Below are 16,876 nucleotides of genomic sequence, written 5' to 3'. Positions count from 1 at the left end.
CAGTGAGCACGACCGCCGAGAAACTCGCCGACCTTCGACACAAGCTCGACATTGCGAGGGAACCGGCGGGCGATGCGGGAATCGCCAAGCGGGCCCGGAAGGGTATCCCTTCCGCCCGCGACCGCATCAATATGCTGCTGGACCCCGGTTCCTTCGTGGAAATCGGTGCGCTGGTGCGCAATCCGGGCGACAAGAACGCCCTCTACGGCGATGGCGTGGTCACCGGCCACGGCCTCGTGGAGGGCCGCCCGGTGGCCGTCTTCTCGCACGACCAGACCGTCTACGGCGGTTCGGTCGGCGAGATGTTCGGCCGCAAGGTCGCGGGCATCATGGAATTCGCGGCCAAGGTGGGCTGCCCGGTGGTCGGCATCAACGACTCCGGCGGCGCGCGCGTGCAGGAGGCGGTGACCTCGCTGGCCTGGTACGCCGAGCTGGGCCGACGCCAGGAACCGTTGTCCGGCTTGGTGCCCCAGATCTCCATGATCCTGGGCAGCTGCGCGGGCGGCGCGGTGTACGCGCCCATCAATACCGACGTGGTGGTGGCCACCGAAGAGGCGTACATGTTCGTCACCGGCCCCAAGGTGATCCGCGAGGTCACCGGCGAGGATGTCAGCCTCGAGGAGCTGGGCGGCGCGAATTCCCAAGCGCAGTACGGCAATATCCACCATGTGGCCAAGACCGAGGCCGCCGCGTTCGAGTGGGTGCGCGATTACCTGAGCTATCTGCCGTCGAGCTGCCAGGAACTGCCGCCGATCGTGAATCCCGGTCTGGAGCCGGAACTCACCGAATCGGATCTGGAGCTCAACGGCATCGTGCCCGACGCCGACAATGCCGGCTACGACATGCACGAGATCCTGTTGCGCATCTTCGACGACGGCGCGTTCCACGAATTCGGCGAGTCCGCGGGCCGCAATGTGATCTGTGGTTTCGCGCGGGTGGACGGCCGCACGGTCGGCGTGGTGGCCAATCAGCCCATGGTCTACGCGGGCGCGCTGGACGCCCGCGCCTCCGACAAGGCGGCCCATTTCACCCGGCTCTGCGACGCTTTCGAGATTCCGCTGGTCTTCGTGGTCGATACGCCGGGCTTCCTACCCGGGGTGGAGCAGGAGAAGATCGGCGTCATCAAGCGCGGTGGCCGGTTCATCTTCTCCTTCGTGGAGGCGACGGTCCCGAAGGTGACCGTGGTGATCCGCAAGTCCTACGGCGGCGGCTACGCGGTCATGGGTTCCAAGCAGCTGGGCGCGGATATCAATCTGGCCTGGCCGACGGCCCGTATCGCGGTCATGGGCGCGGAGAGCGCGGTCTCGCTGATCGGCGCGAAGTCGCTCGAGGCCGCGCCGGAGGATCAGCGCGCGGCCATGCGCCAGCAGATGATCGACTTCTACAACGCGACCATCGCGACGCCGTGGGTGGCGGCCGAGCGCGGCTATATCGATGCGGTCATCGAGCCCGCGCACACCCGGCTGGAGATCCGCCGGGCCCTGCAGGTGCTGCGGGACAAGAAAATTCCCCGCAATCCTCGCAAACATCACCTGCTCCCGCTGTAGCTATGAAAAGCTCGCATTTCAGTTTTGGAATGCGAGCTTTGGAGCGACCCGCTGATGGCTACCCCTCGAACCCGGAGAACGATCATCGGCGGTGCGGTCACCGCCGCCACCGCCCTGGCGGTGCTGTCCGCCGCGCCGTCCGCGTCCGCGGCGGTCACCGGCATCACCCCCGGTACCGGCCTGGCGCACGTCAATTCGACCTACACCCTGACCGCGACGGACTTCGGCGCGAGCACCAGCACCGTGGTGACCTTCTGGGTCGGGGACGCCGCCGGCGGCGCTCTCACCCAACTGGGCACCTCGACGGTGAACTCGAACGGCCTCGCGACCATCTCGTGGACTCCCACCGCGGTCGGCTCCGGCACCGTCAAGATCGTGGCCAGCGACGACGGCAGCAGCACCAGCGGCAATGCCGCGGTCACCAGCGTCCCGGTCACGGCGGTCCCGGCGGGCAGCCTGGGCACCGGCAGCGCCTCGAAGATTCCGATCATCGGCGGCGCGCTGAGCACCCTGCTGGGTCTGGTCGGCCTGGCCTGAACGGACCCCGCCGCCTTGTTCAGGCGGCTCGCCGATTGCGCTGAATCTATCGGGTGGCCCGGGCAGATGTGAGAGCCTTCAGCTATGAGTACCTCACCGAAGGCGCTACTCGAAGGCGGGCCCGAAGACCTCGAAACGCGGATCGTTCCGATCACGCCACCGGGCGTCGAATTGCGGGTGCAGACCGGAAGTGGCTACGAGCGTTTCAAAGTGACGTCCCGGTGGCGCGACACCCCGGAGGGCAGCCTGCCCGTCTACGAATGGGTGGCTCACGTCGACGCCAAGCGCTGAACGCTCGAAATCTCGGTAGGACCTGAACACATAAGTGGCCGCCCGCAAGGAAGCGGGCGGCCACCGGCTATCGCATGTCCGGGCTCAGCGGATCAGAAGACCCGCATCTTGCCCGGTGACCACAGCCCGGAGCGATCCACCACGTGGGTGTCGATCTGCGCGGGCTTGGGGAACTTCGCCGGATCGGACGGGTTCGAGTAGTACGGGGTGTACTGCTCGAGCGAACCCCAGTCGCGGGCGTAGTTGTCCTTCAGATAGGTCGGGACGGTCTTGGAGCCCGACAGCATCTCCGCCCAGCCCAGCGGACCGCCGAATTCCTCTGCCTGCCAGGTGTTCGTGGAGCTGATGGCCAGCGGGCGGTCGGGCAGGATGCGGTACTTGGGGGCCGAATCCACCACGCCGTTCTTGTGGTCGAACGGGTGCTGGCACGGGAACTGCAGGCCCACCGCCCAGTCCAGCAGGATCGGCTGGTCGGATCCCAGATAGTTGTTGAGCGACACCAGCTTCGGCACCCGCGGCGGGGTGAAGGCCAGCCACTGGTCGCCGATCAGGATCGGGTCGCGGGCGTAGACGCGCACGGCGTCGGCGTCGTCGGGCAGCGCCGAGCGCGGGATGCGCAGGTTGCGCCAGGACGGGGCCGGGCCGATGTCGAGCGGGCGGTACTGGCCCAGCTCGGTGACGCTGCCGTCGGCGTTGCGGTGGCCGTACTTCAGGAAGATGTCCTGGCCGTAGGTCATATTCCCGGTGTCGTCGAAGGACATGACGCGGCCCGCCGCCGAGATGACGATCAGTGGGGAGTCGTCCGAGCGGGCCGGCAGCTGGTACCAGCTCGAGGTCAGTTCGGCGGGCTGCTGCACGCCGTCCTGGTAGCTGCCCATGACCGGGGTGGTGGCCGGGTTCAGCCCGAAGGGCAGGGCCACGGTGGACCCGTTGACGCCCTCCGCGCCCTTGCCGCCGCCGGTGCCCGCGTTCTGGCCCTTCTCGAAGGCCGGGCCCACGGTCTGGGTGGAGGTGTTGCCGGTGCCCGGCTTCACCTCGACGCTGTCGGCGTCCAGCTTGTCGGCGACGCCGTTGGGGGAGAAGCCGACCGGGTTCTCCCCGGCCAGCGGGTCGCCGTCCTTCGGCGGGTGGGCCGGATCGATGATCGGGGTCAGGTTGCCGCTGTTGACATCCGGCTCGACCAGCACGTCATTGGCGAGCCCGCAGGTCTTGCCCGCGAGCGCGTCGAAGTTCGAGCGCGCCAGCGAGTACGCCGGGTACTGCGTCACCGCGCCCTTGACCAGCGACAGCACCTCGAACGCCACCATGAGCGCGGCGATCACGGTGAGCGGGATGGCCGCGAACTTGCGGACCCGCCTGCCGCGCGCGGTCTTTCCGTTCTCCATCGGCTTGGCGTAGCCCTCACGCAGCGACTGCCAGGCCACGACTGCCAGGGCCAGGCCGAAGAGCATGAGCATGAAGGTGTTGGACTGGAAGCCGTGCAGCGACACCCGCTTGTCGAACCACGGCACGCCGTAGCTGGAGACGTACCAGTAGCCGTTGATGCCGGAGAAGGCGACGGCGAGGGTGAACAGCAACCCGGCCAGGAACACCGAGCGGTTCTTGCGGGATCGAAGTGCGGTGGCGGACACCGCGACCGCGGTCACCGCCGCCAGCGAGCCGGCGATGCCCGCGTACGAACCGAAGTGGTGGGTCCACTTGGTCGGGTTGAACATCATGAAGAAGATGGTTCCGAAGACCACGCCCATGAGCCGCCAGGTCGGCGCGCTCGCGATGCCCGGCACCTGCCGCCGGCGCAGCAGCACCAGCAGGGTGGTGATCAGGCACAGGATCATGAGCAGGAACGCGAACCGGCGGGCCAGCGAGCCGTCGACGGTCTCGACGAACAGGTAGTAGTAACGCAGGTAGTCCTCGTACCAGGCCAGGTTGGGGCCGGTCACCTGTCGCACCCGGTCGCCCTCCATGATTCCGGCGAAGGTCTGATCGGCGAAAACCGCCACCAGGACCAGGAACCCGGCCGCCGCGATCGGCGCCAGCAGGGCCACGTCACCGAACTGTTTGCGCCGCCGGACCACGATGCGGACCAGTGGCCGGATACCGGCGAGCAGCGCCGCCACACACATCAGGCCGGTCGGCGCCGCCGCCAGCGTGAACGCCGCCACCAGCACGGCGACCGCGGCGGGCAGCAATCGTGAAGTGGCGATGGCCCGTTCGATGGACACCCAGGTCAGCAGCGCGCCCAGGGCCACGATGGGCTCCGACCGCAGGCCGTTGTCGTAGGGCATCCAGAAGGCCAGGAACACCAGGCCGCCGGTCCACAGCGCCACCTTGGACTTGGCCACCGCGTTGCCGAGCCGCGGCACCACCTCGCGGCTGATCACCAGCCAGCACAGGATTCCGCAGAGCAGCGCGGGAATTCGCACCCACGGGCTGGCCGTGGACACCTCGGCGAAGGCCTGGATGACGTAGTAGTACCAGCCGAACGGCGCTTCCGGCACGCCGAACCAGCGGAAGTAGTTGGCCAGGTAGCCCGCGTGCGGGGCCACCCGGACCATGGTCAGGATGTAGCCGTCGTCGGAGGTGTTGGCGCCCACGAAGTGCCACAGCAGCAGGGTGCCGATGATGCCGCCGTCGGCCCAGGTCGGCTTCAGCCAGTGCGCCGGCAGGATGCGCCGGTGCCCGCGGCCGTCACTGGTGTCCAGCACCGCCAGCGCGCCCATGGCCAGCAGGGTGAGCAGCACGGCGGCGATGATCGCCACCAGCTTGATGATCGTCGGCGAGGAGGAGAACCGCGAGTCCACCGTCATGTGGAACGAAAGGCCCTCCGGCACCGCGCCTTTCATATCGGTGAACACGCCCACCACCTGCGGGCGCAGGTCGCCGAGCAGCTTGCCCTCGACCGGCACGGTGACCAGTTCCCGGCCGCCGTCCGCGGTCGGCTTCTCCACGCTGCGGGTGACGCCCTCGAAGACCGCGGAGGTCGCCTTGTCGTCGGAGGTGATGACGATGGTGGAGCACTCGTTCAGCTCCGCGCGGGTCGCGGTGGCCACCACGGCATTCCGGTCCAGCACGTCCACGCTCTCGCCGGACACGCGAACGAACATGGCCTCCAGGTCCGCGCCCTTGCCCTGCGGGGGCGCGGTTGCCAGCAGGATGCCGCCGCGCGGATCCAGTTGCTGGACGGCGGAACACGGGATGGTGGCGTTGACGTCGATGGGCACCTGCGACATCAGCGCCGCCTGCACCGGATCGAGCGAACCGCCTTGCGGCCAGCTCACCTCCGCCTGCGTCTGCTGCACCGGCAGGAAGGGCGTCGCCAGCGCGAAAACCGCGCCGAGCAGGCCCGCGACGATAGCGATCAGCTTCGCGATGCGGAAATCGCGCGGTGTCGCGGGTGCGGTAGCCGGGTTATCCGGCTTGGTGAGGACAGCGGAGGCGTCGGGCACGGTTGCTGATCGTATCGGTAGTCCCTGGGAGTGGCGGTGTTCACTCCCGCGCCACGACACGCATAGTGAAAATGATTGAAAAAGCCCCCGCTCCCCGCACTCCCCGGGACTTCAGCGGGCGGCTGAGAGCCGTAGCCGGTTCGGCACCCGTGCCGGCGGTTGGGTGCCGAACCGATTCTGGGGGTACCCGGTGAGTTACCCCGAACCTCACGAAATCAGTTGTCGCGTCTCATTTGACCTTGATGGGGTCATCCTTGGCCAGGCCGGAGCGGGTTTGGACGGTCACGTCCAGGGTCGGTTCGGCATTCGCATCCGGGACATAAGGGGTGAACTTCTCGAGCGAACCCCAGTCCCGGCTCCAGTCGTGGTCGAGGTAGCTCGGCCGGGTCTCGGACTTGAGCAACAAACCCGTCCAGCCCAGTGGACCGCCGCCGATGTCGTCCTGCCAGGCATTCGAGGCGTCCTGGCCCACCCGGTCGGGCAGGATGCGCCATTCGGGCACCTCGGCCACGCCGTCGTGGTGGTCGAAGGGCCGCTGGCACGGGAAGGCGAGGCCGACGTGCCAGTCCTCCAGGACCGGAGCCTTGTCGCCGACAAGGGAATTCAGCGTCTCCAGCTTGGGCAGTCGCGGCGGGGTGACGGCCAGCCACTGACGCGGGGTGATGTCGGCGTCGCTGAGCACCAGGCGAATGGCGTTGGCCCCCGCGGGAATCTGATCCAGCGGCACGCGCAGATTGCGCCACGACGGGCTCGGGCCGATATCGATCGGCCGGATCTGGCCGGTGTTCGTGACATTGCCCTGGGCGTCACGGGTGCCGTACTCGACGACCAGGTCCTGGCCGTAGGTCTGCACGCCGTCCTTGTTGAAGGACTTGATGCGTCCGGCGGCCGTCACGATCAGCACCTTGTACGCGGGGTCGTTGCGCACGCTGTTCAGCTTCTCGGCGTTGTACCACTGCGTGGTGAGCTTCGAAACCTGCTGCTCGCCTTCGGTGTAGCTGCCCTCGATCGGCGTCTTGGCCGGGTCCAGCCCGAAGGGCAGCGCCACCGAGCTGCCGTTGATGCCGACCTCCTCGCTCTTGCCGCCGCCGGTGCCCGCACCGGTGGTCTTGGAGGTCTTGTTCCCGGAGGACTTGTCGTTGACCGAGTTGGCCCCGCCCGTGACGGTCTCCTCGGCGTCCGCGGTGAGGTCGGAGGCGACGCCGTTGGGCGTGAATCCGGTGTTCTCGGCGGACAATCCGTCGGCGTCGGAGCCGGTCCAGGGGTGCAGCAGCGATGCGGCGGTGTCGGTCTCCACCAGCACCTCGTTGGCCAGCGCGCACGAATCGCCCTTCAGCGCCCGCAGATTCGACTCGGTGATCGAGTACGCCGGGTACTGGCTCACCGCCGCCTTGGCCAGCGACAGCACCTCGAACAGCACCAGCGCCGCCGCCGCGATGGTGAGCGGCATGCTGGCGAACTTGTCGAAGCCGCGCACCGGCTTCGGCGTCGTGTACGGCTCCCGGAAGTGCTGGTAGGCCGCGATGAGCAGGCACAGCACCGCCAGCCCCAGGAACAGCGTGGAGAAGCCCTTGCCCGCGATGAGCGGGGCCTTGTCGAACCACGGCACGCCGTAGCTGGACACGTACCACCAGCCATTGGGCCCGGTGAAGGTCATGGCCAGCAGGAAGAACACCGCCGCGGTGAACAGCGTCCGGTTGCGGGGTGAGCGGATCCCGTTGACGCCCACGGCCACCGCCGCCAAGGCCGCCACCGATCCGGCGAGTCCGGCGTACACGCCGAAGTGGTGGGTCCACTTGGTGGGCGTGAACATCATCAGGAACAGCGACATGAAGATGATGCCCAGGATCCGTGCCGACGGCCCGCGCGAGGTGCCGGGGATGCGGCCGTTCTTGCGCAGCATCACCATGACGCACACGACCAGGGCCAGCAGCATGGCCAGGATCCCGAACCGGCGGGCCAGCGACCCGTCGGGGGAGAGCATGAGCAGCGAATCCCAGCGGGTGCGCTCGTCGAACCAGGCCACATTGGGCCCGATCAGCGTGCGCACCCGGGTCGCCTCCATGACCGAGGCGAGGGTCTGGTCGGCGAAAACCACCACCAGCACCAGGGTTCCGGCCGCCACACCGGGCGCGAGCAGCGCGCCGTAGCGCAGCAGCCACGAGCCCGGCCCCTTGGCGCGCTTGATGATGATCATGAGCACCGGCCGCGCGCCCGCGATCAGCGCCGCGATGCAGATGAGCCCGGTGGGCCCGGCCGCCAGCGAGAACGCCGCGATCAGCACCCCGGCCGCGGCAGGCAGCAAACGTCCGGTGGCAATGGCCCTTTCGATCGAGCACCAGGTCAGCAGCGCGCCGGCCGCGATGAGCGGTTCGGGGCGCAGCCCGTTGTCGTAGGGCATCCAGGCCGCCAGGAACACCAGTCCGGCGGTCCAGATCGCGACATTGTCGCGGCGCACCCGCGAACCCAAGCGCGGCAGCACTTCCCGGCTGATGACCAGCCAGCAGGCGATTCCGGCCAGCAGGGCGGGCAGGCGCATCCAGGGGCTGGAGTCGCTGATCCGGGTCATCCAGGCCAGCACCTCGTACGGCCAGCCGAACGGCGCTTCGGCCACCCCGAACCAGCGGTAGTAGTTGGCCATGTAGCCCGAAACCTTCGAGGCTCGAGCCATGTTCAGGATGTAGCCGTCGTCGGAGGTGTTCGCGCCGATGACATGCCACACCGCCAGCGTGCCGATCACCGCGACATCGGCGAGTCGCACACGCCACCAGTGCGCGGGCAGGAAGCGCCGCGGCTTGCGGCCGTCGGAAGTGTCCAGCATGTGCAGCGCGATCAGGGCGATCAGCGTGAACACCGCGGCGGCGATGGTCGCGGCCCGCTTCATCCAGTTGGGGCTGGAGGTGAAGCGCGCGTCGATATGCACCGTGGCGGAGGCGTTTCCGAGCTGGTCCCGCTTCAGGTCGGTGAACAGGCCCACCACCTGCGGCCGGGTGTCACCGCCGACCCTGCCGACGAACGGCGTCCCGTCCTTGCGGTCGACCCCGGTGAACTCCACCCGGGTCTCGGCGGCATCGGAATGCACGGTGATCGCGGTGCAGTCCCCGATCTCCGAGACCGGTGCGGACAGCAGCGGAATCAGCCGCACCAGCACCGAGACCGTGCGCCCCTTCTCCGGCTCGTCGGTGACCTTGACGACCAGCCCCTTCGACTCGGCCTGCCCGGAAGACTCGGGCACGGTCGAGAACAGGGCGCCGGTCGGCAGGTCTCGCAGGAGCTGGCACGGCAGGCTCACATCCAGGTTCAACGGGATATACGACACCAATGGGGCGTCGATGTTCGCCGTATCCCCTTGGGGCCAATGCAGTGTGGGCCGATCCTGGTTGACGGGCAGGATCGGCGTGATCACCGCCAGCAGGAATCCGAGAAGACCGGACACCAGGGCGACGATGCGGATGCGGTGGAACGCTCGGAAGTCTGCGCGCACGAGCATCGACTCTATGATGGTTGTTATCCGAACTGGGCGTGGGGCCGGGCCGGAAGACAAAGAGGAAGCATGACCGAGCTGCGACCTGGCGAAGTGATCGCCGGGTATGTGATCGCGCGGCGAATCGGGGCCGGGGGGTCGGGCGTCGTCTACGCGGCGCGGCACCCGCGGTTACCCAGGCTCACAGCCCTCAAGATCTTGAAAAGGGACGACGTCGTGGGGGACGACGATGTGTGGCGGCGTTTCGAGCGTGAGGCCGACATCGCCGCGCACTTCGATCACCCCAATATCGTGCAGGTCTACGACCGCGGCGTCGCCGAGGACCTGTTCTGGATCTCCATGCAGTTCATCGACGGCCTGGATGCCGCTGAACTGCACAATGTTTCGCCCGATCGGGGTCTGCGCATCGGCACCGAGATCGCGGCCGCGCTGGACTACGCGCACGGCAAGGGCGTGCTGCACCGCGATGTGAAGCCCTCCAACATCCTGGTGGCCGATCCCGACAGCGGCCGTCCGGAACGCGCCCTGCTCACCGACTTCGGCATCGCCCGGCTGCGCGACGAGACGACCAAGTTCACCCATACCGGTAATATCTCCGCCACTTTCGCTTTCGCATCACCCGAGCAGGTGAGCGGCAAGCCGGTCGGTCCTCGATCCGACCAATACTCGCTGGCCTGCACGCTTTTCGTGTTGCTCACCGACCGTCGGCCCTTCCGCGCCGACAACCCGCTGGGGTGGGTCCACGCCCATACCCAGGAGCGGCCGCTGCGCATCAGCGAGGTGAATCCCGAACTGCCCGAGGCCATGGACGCGGTCTTCGAGCGCGCCCTGGCCAAGGATCCGCAGGATCGTTTCGAGAGCTGCGCGGATTTCGCCTACGCCGCCACCCTGGCCTACTACTCCGATCCCGCGCTGGCCCTCACCGCGCCCGCCCGACTGCTCCCGCATCCGCCCGTGCCCCGGCCCGCGGACCGGAGTCGGAAACCGCTGTGGCAGAGCATCGTGCACCGCCGCACCCTCATTCCGGTGACGGTGGCCGCGGTGACCGCGGCGGGTGTCGCCTTCGCCCTGCACCGGGGCGACCCGCCGTCCGTGCACGCCACCGGCGGCCTGGTTCCGGACAGGTTCGTCGGTATCTGGCTGGCGACCGAGGGCCAGACCAACTACCGGCTGACCGTCGATCAGGGCAAGGTCGGCGATCCCGTGCTGTCCAATCGCGTGGACGGCGTGCTGCCCAACGGGGTTCCGTTCCACTGCGAATTCTCCGCGCCGCTGGAGGAGGTGCCCCACGACGGCGACCGGCTGATCGTCGGCACCTCCCAGATCGTCGAGCGGGAACCGGCCAACGCCTGCAAGGCCAACGGCCCGACCACGCTCACCCTGCTGTCCGACGGCCGCGTCAGCCGCAAAACCGATGTGAGCGGCCTGATCACCTACACCCGCGACGACGCCGTGGTGTCGTCCTGGGGCCGCGACGACACCGCCATCGCTCGTGCCTTCCCCAGCCTGATCGGCCAGCTCGACTCCACCGGCACCGCGGTCGGCTGGCAGGGCAGCTCGTGCCGGGCCAAGGATCCGGGTCCCGGTGAGGCCGCCCAGGGTGCGCACCGGGTGCGCTGCAATGCCGACGACACCACCGGCCAGGTCCACTTCGACATCCTCGACTTCGACGCTCGCCCAGGGCAATCGGTCGCCCAGCTCTTCTTCGACAACAAGGTCGCCACCACCGGAGTCAGCCACGACGACGTCGCGGGCGAGCTGACCGTCACCACCGCCGCCGCCGTGGATCCCGCGGCCACCCAGGACACCGAGGCCCATCGCGCGGTCGCCGCCGTCACCTTCCCCGACGGTGACCCCCGCTCCCGCTTCGTCATGGTGCTGCGCTGGCCCGGGCACACGGTGAACAGCCTCCTGACCGACTGGCTCGAAAGGGCTCCCTTGAAGTAGGTAGGTGCGCGACCATGGCCGATCTGAAGCCGGGCGAGGAGATCGCCGGATACGTCATCGAACGCTGGATCGGGGCCGGTGGCTCGGGCACGGTCTACGCCGCCCGGCATCCGCGGCTACCGCGCCTGGCCGCGCTCAAGGTCTTCCACCGCGACGAGGTGAACGCCGACGCCGACGGGTGGCGGCGCTTCGAGCGGGAGGCCGACATCACCGCCCGCTTCGACCACCCGAACATCGTCTCGGTCTACGACCGCGGACTCGACGACGGGCGGCTGTGGATCGCCATGCAGTACGTGGACGGCCCGGACGCGGACGGGCTTTCGGGCCTGTCCCCGGAGCGGGCGCTGCGCATCGGCGCGGGCATCGCCTCCGCCCTCGACTACGCGCACTCCAAAGGGGTCCTGCACCGGGATGTGAAGCCCTCCAACATCATGCTGTCCCCGGCCGAGAACGGGCGCCCCGAGCGAGCGCTGCTGACCGACTTCGGCATCGCCCGGCTGCGTGACGAGACCACACACGTCACCAAGACCGGGGACATTTCCGCGACCTTCGCCTTCGCCTCTCCCGAACAGGTGTCGGGCCGTCCGCTGGATCCGCGCACCGACCAATACTCGCTGGCCTGCACGCTTTTCGTGCTGCTCACCGGCTCCCGGCCGTTCCTGGCCAACGACCTGGTGGGGCTGATCTACGCGCACACCACGACGCCGCCGCTGCGCGTGACCCAGGTGCGCCCGGATCTCCCGGCGGGGCTGGACGCCGTGTTCGATCGCGCACTGGCCAAACATCCGGACGAAAGATTCCCCAGCTGTGTGGATTTCACCGATGCCGCACTGGCGGCCTTGCGGGCCCCCGCCACCAAGACCTCGGTCGATACCCCGCCGATCGGCTTCGTCACCGATCCCACCGTGGCGCGGTCCCCGCGCACGGACCCGACCGTGCTGCGCTCGCCGGGCACCGACCCGACCGTGCTGGGGCCGGGCCACTACTACGCCGATTCCGGTCAACCGGTCTACGGCATCGCCTACGGGGCGGGCGGACCGGCCGAAGACGCTGTGCCGCACCGGCATCGGGTCCCGGACCCGGTCCGCCCCGCCTCGGGCACGAGCCGCGGGGTGCTCATCGGACTGTTCGCGGTACTGACGGCCGCGGTGCTCGGCGGCAGCGCCATCTGGGTGGTCGCCGAACTGGAGAGTCACGGAACCCCCAGCGGCGCACCGCTGTCCGCCGCGATACCGACCATGGCCACAGCCGTGCCCGCGACCACGGTCGCCGCGACCACGACGCCCGCGGGCCGTGTACCCGCGGAATTCGTCGGCGAGTGGTCGGGGTCCAGTGATTCCAACGCCAACGACTATCACCTGAGCATCCGGCAGGGCGAGATCAACCAGGTACTGGTGACCTCGACGGTGCGGACCTCCAGCGTGACCTGCGTCTTCGACTACCGTCTGCTCGGCGTCCCCGGCACCGGGGACATCACCCTCGGCGCGGGCACCCTCAGCGCGGGCGGCAGCGGCTGCCAGGTCCAGGGCACGCACGAGCTGTTGCTGAGCAATGGGCAGATCACCCGCGCGCTCTCGGTCAGCGGTTTCGTGACCTATCAGAAGGTGGGCTGACCGGCGTCTCGGACCAGGCCGCGCACATCCCAGAGCCACACGCCGTCAACGTATTTCGCGGGGAAGCCGAGGAGCTGGTCGACGGTCAGGCGCAGAGTGTCGCCATTGTCGGTGGGCGGCAGCACGATCACGTCCGCGTGCCAGTAGCGCAGGTCCTCCAGCGCCTGGGCGCGGGCGGCGTCGTCCACGACCGGAACCGTATTGGACTGCTGGGCCTTGATCAGCAGGCTGGCGGTGGGGCGATCGTCGGGGCCGTAGCGGCCCTTCTTGGAGGTGCCGGTCGGGCCGACGAAATAGCCGCCGGCGAGCGGAAAGGCGAAGTTCGAATCGACCTGCCAGCGCAGCGCGCGGGCGTCGGGTGCGGTGGGTGGCGGTGCGATCACCACCGAACCGTTCGAAATATAGTGTCGCACAGTGCCGTCGGTGAAGAACACCGGAGTGTCCGGGCGCTGCACGACGGGCAGGATCGTCGGGGTGAGCGGCAGCAGCGCGAAGATCAGCGCCGCGAACAGGGCCAGCGGCCGCCAGTCGGTCGCCGAGACCTTCCAATAGTCCAGGGCGCGCTGGGTGGCCAGGGCCAGAATGATCGCGACGGCCGGAATCGCGGCCATGGTGAAGCGCGACTCCAGCACCGAATCCAGCAGCGGCACATGGTCGAGCCGCTTCCACGGCAGGTTGATGCCGGTGCTCGTCTTGCCGATCATCAGGGTCGCGCCCAGTGACAGCACCGTGAACACCACGATCACCGTGGCCGCCGCGCGCACCACCCGCTCGCGCCACATGAGCACCGCGGCCACCGCGACCACGATCCACAGCGGCCAGCCGAAGTACGAGTTCTCCTCGGTGGGATTGATGGCCACGTTCTGGCCGTGCGAGACCAGACCGCCCAGCGATTCGGACGGGAACTGGAACAGCGCCTTCAGATCGTTGCCCATCGGCCCGTGCTCGATGGATCGGTAGGACTGCGGTCCGAAGAACTGCCACCACAGCGGAATCTCGGTGAGCGCCACCGTGATCAGCCCGGCCAGCAGCACGGTCGGGGTGATGGTGCGCAGCGCGCGCAGGCCGGTGCCCGGCGCGTGCAGGTAGTAGACGAACGCGAAAAGACCGAAGGCCAAGGCGAAGACGAGCAGCGGCTCCTCACCGAGCGCGATCTGCAGCGCCACCAGCAAGCCGAGCACGAAGGCGTCGCGATTGCGCCGTGCCTTGCGGAGTTCCCTGGTCGCGTTGGCGCGCCGCGTCATCCGGATCAACTGCAGCGCGATCAGCGGAAGCAGCGCCAGCACCACGAAATTCGGGTGTGCGTTGGCGTGCGAGATCATGGCGGGCGCGAAACCACAGAACAGACCGCCCACGGCCGCCGCGAACTTGGACGACACCACCTCGCGCGAGAACAGCCAGTACCAGGCGAACGCGGTGCCGAACAGGCCCAGGGTGAGCACCAGCACGAAGGTGACCGTCGGACCGAACAGCAGGGTGACCGGGGTGAGCGGCACCCCGACGCCGAACATGGCGGTATTGGCCATCATGTTCACGCCGTCGGGATAGTTCTGCAGCAGCGTGCCGAGCGGGTTCTCCAGGTGCGCGACATTGTGCGCGGTGACCGCGAAGAACCATTCCCACATGGTCTGGTCCTGGCCGCTCTTGATCAGATATCCGCGGTCGGGCTGCAGCCACTGGCCCGAGAGCACCAGCACCGCCAGCGACAGATACCCGGTCGCCACGATCACATCGGCGCGGGCGAGCCGAATCCGGCGGGCTACGCGCCGGGGCCGAGAGAGCTTGGGGCGAGCCGTTTCCGGAGCGGGGCGGTCGAGAACCGCTACCGCCGAACCGTCTTCAACCCCCCGGTCGGATACCCGCCCCTGTGCCACGCGCTAACTCCTTGGTGCCTTGCAATCAGCGGCCCACGCTACCGGGTTCGGCTGAGATTGCACTGGCAAGTCGGGAAGTTATCCACAGAAACCGACGTCTATCCACAGATTCCGACCGCTTTTTGGGGATAAGTGATGCTTGTCTCGTCCCTTTGTTTAGACACGCACCACGAGAGTAAACGGACCGATATCGGTGATCCGGTAGTGCGGGTCCTCGAACAGGGCCTTCGGGAACGCCACTGTGAACCGTTTCACATTCGGGTCGTTCGGATACACGTCCTGCGACAGCCGCAGCGTGTACTGAGTGCCGGAGTTGCGGAACAGGAACGCGTCCGGTGCCCGCCAGCGGCAGTGGTTCAGCGCGTCGGTCAGCTCCTGCGGCGTCTTCAGCGTGGCCCAGCGCTGGATCTCGGCCGTGCGGGCGGCGAAGTCGGCCAGCGGGTTGGCGTAATGCGAAGTGAGGGCCTGGAATCCGTAGTACGGATAGATCGCGAGGAAGCTGGTGTCCGCGGTCAGCACCACACTCTTGTCCCGTGGCCGCCCGGTCTGCTCCAGCAGCTTCGCGTCGATCTCACGGTAGTGCGAGACCGCCGAGGGGGCCCGCTGATCGGCGCGCGCGCCATTGCCGTCGGTGTCGGTGTAGGCGGTGTCGATTTCCGTGGCCAGCACCGTGGGGATGTTCTGGCTGAATCCGATCGCACCCGCGATCGCGACCGCCGCCGCGGCCAGCCGGAACCGGCCGGGCTCGCTGAGGGCCTGGTAGATCGCCCGCGCGCCCTCGGCGAATCCGAACACGCCCGCCGCCGCCAGCAGGGCGTCCAGCGGCGCTTCCAGCCGGAATGCCAGCAGGGTGGTTCCCGCCGCGGTCGCCGCCATGGACAGCAGGCACCACAGGTAGATGGCGACGACACCGATGCCCAGCGCCTGCGCCCGGCGCGAGCTGGCCGCCCGCAGCACCAGCCAGATGATTCCGAGCAGGGAGAAGATTCCGAGCAGATCGAATTCGGTCATGGGCAGCGGCAGCCGCGACCCGGACTCGGGCAGGTAGTGGAAGGCCGAGCCGGAGCCCAGAGAGGCCTTGCCGGACACGAATTTCAGCAGGAACGGTGTCCACACGGTGAGTGCCAGCACTCCGGCTACGACACCGATTCCGATGAGCCGCAGCAGAATCGGCAACAGTGCCCGCCAGGTGCGCTGCACGCGAATCGCCAGTCCGGCGGCGATCAGGGCCATGAGGCACACCGCGAACACCGCGACGCCGAAGTACAGGCTGTAGAACGTCGCCGCCAGCCCGAGGAAGAGCCCGGTGCCCAGCACGGCGCCCCAGCCCCCGGCCGTCTCCTCGCTCCCGGGCGCGGCGGGCCGGTGCAGCGCACCCCAGGCCAGCACCAGTGCGGGTCCGAGCAGCAGCGTCAGGACCGCGCTGTAGGCCTCCGGCGCCCCGTAGGCCAGCGTCACCGCGGTCGTGGCGGCCGCCACCGCCACCGCCCAATCGGCGCGAATCAGCTTGGACCACAACACGAGCGCGACCACCGCGGCCACGGCCAGCCCGATGATGGCGTACGGCTTGAACGCCTCCCACCCGGCCATCCCGGTCAGGCTCGCGAACCGTCCCCCGATCCAGAACCATCCGGCCGGATAGAACGGCGGAATGTCGATGTAGTTCATATCGTGCAGCGCCGTACTGTCGGTCAGCCGCGTCAGATACTGCGTGCGGAACTCCTGATCCACGGAGATCCCGAACAGATACAACTTCGTGGCCGCCAGCGGCATCCCCAGCGTCACCGTCACGAACGCCGAAATCCCGCCCCACGACAGCAGTTTCGCCAGCCATCCCCACTTGTGCACACGCAGCAGCACCACCGCCGCCACCAGCATGGCCAGCGCCACGACCTGCCCCACCGTGGTGAGCGACCGCGTGACATTGGACGAGTTGAACGCCGGCCAGTGCACGGTCGAGAACGCCACGAGCCCGACCCCGGCCACGACGCCCGCGACCACCGCCGCGAGCACCGCTTCCCCGACAGCCTCACCGGCCTGCCGCGCCAGCAGCGCACCTCGCCCGCTCGCCCGCTCGCTCATCCGCACTCTGCCTCCGCATTCGTGTCCATGGACCGCGCGTCAGCCTAGTCACTAT

9 protein-coding genes are annotated in these 16,876 nt (G+C 68.4%); 5 read left to right on the top strand and 4 right to left on the bottom strand.

The features are described 5' to 3' along the window. Positions 1-2: 2 nt before the first annotated feature. From GPX89_RS21100 to GPX89_RS21090, 3 genes are all read left to right on the top strand, one after another. Positions 3-1,547, top strand: a complete 1,545-nt coding sequence (locus GPX89_RS21100) for an acyl-CoA carboxylase subunit beta (RefSeq protein ID WP_328602112.1) — start codon at positions 3-5, stop codon at positions 1,545-1,547. 54 nt (positions 1,548-1,601) lie between these two features. After that, positions 1,602-2,084 carry a hypothetical protein gene (locus GPX89_RS21095; RefSeq protein WP_157389372.1) on the top strand — a complete coding sequence of 161 codons (483 nt, stop codon included), beginning with the start codon at positions 1,602-1,604 and terminating at the stop codon, positions 2,082-2,084. 84 nt (positions 2,085-2,168) lie between these two features. Next, positions 2,169-2,375, top strand: coding sequence for a DUF5988 family protein (locus GPX89_RS21090; protein ID WP_157389371.1), 207 nt, complete (start codon positions 2,169-2,171; stop codon positions 2,373-2,375). Between the two features lie 92 nt (positions 2,376-2,467). Here the strand turns inward: GPX89_RS21090 and GPX89_RS21085 are convergent, their stop codons facing one another. After that, positions 2,468-5,821: an arabinosyltransferase domain-containing protein gene (locus tag GPX89_RS21085; protein ID WP_407939441.1), complete on the bottom strand. Its 3,354-nt coding sequence runs from the start codon at positions 5,819-5,821 to the stop codon at positions 2,468-2,470. Positions 5,822-6,050: 229 nt separating this feature from the next. Continuing rightward, on the bottom strand, positions 6,051-9,311 hold the full coding sequence (locus GPX89_RS21080) for an arabinosyltransferase domain-containing protein (protein WP_157389370.1): 3,261 nt from the start codon (positions 9,309-9,311) through the stop codon (positions 6,051-6,053). 63 nt (positions 9,312-9,374) lie between these two features. Here GPX89_RS21080 and GPX89_RS21075 point away from each other — a divergent pair, with 63 nt between their 5' ends. Continuing rightward, positions 9,375-11,252, top strand: coding sequence for a serine/threonine-protein kinase (locus GPX89_RS21075; protein WP_198347526.1), 1,878 nt, complete (start codon positions 9,375-9,377; stop codon positions 11,250-11,252). A gap of 14 nt (positions 11,253-11,266) precedes the next feature. Then, positions 11,267-12,865, top strand: coding sequence for a serine/threonine-protein kinase (locus GPX89_RS21070; RefSeq protein ID WP_157389368.1), 1,599 nt, complete (start codon positions 11,267-11,269; stop codon positions 12,863-12,865). Here the strand turns inward: GPX89_RS21070 and GPX89_RS21065 are convergent. Beyond that, complete coding sequence (locus tag GPX89_RS21065) at positions 12,850-14,739, bottom strand: glycosyltransferase family protein (RefSeq protein ID WP_328602111.1); 1,890 nt, start codon at positions 14,737-14,739, stop codon at positions 12,850-12,852. The two genes, GPX89_RS21070 and GPX89_RS21065, sit on opposite strands and share 16 nt — an antisense overlap. A 156-nt stretch (positions 14,740-14,895) precedes the next feature. Beyond that, positions 14,896-16,821, bottom strand: a complete 1,926-nt coding sequence (locus tag GPX89_RS21060; RefSeq protein WP_157389367.1) for a galactan 5-O-arabinofuranosyltransferase — start codon at positions 16,819-16,821, stop codon at positions 14,896-14,898. Positions 16,822-16,876 lie beyond the last annotated feature (55 nt).

Origin of the sequence: Nocardia terrae, assembly GCF_009760405.1 — a bacterium.
GTDB classification, from domain to species: Bacteria; Actinomycetota; Actinomycetes; order Mycobacteriales; family Mycobacteriaceae; genus Nocardia; species Nocardia terrae.
The sequence above is the reverse complement of the archived record's forward strand: the minus strand, read 5'-3'. Positions and strand labels throughout refer to the sequence as shown.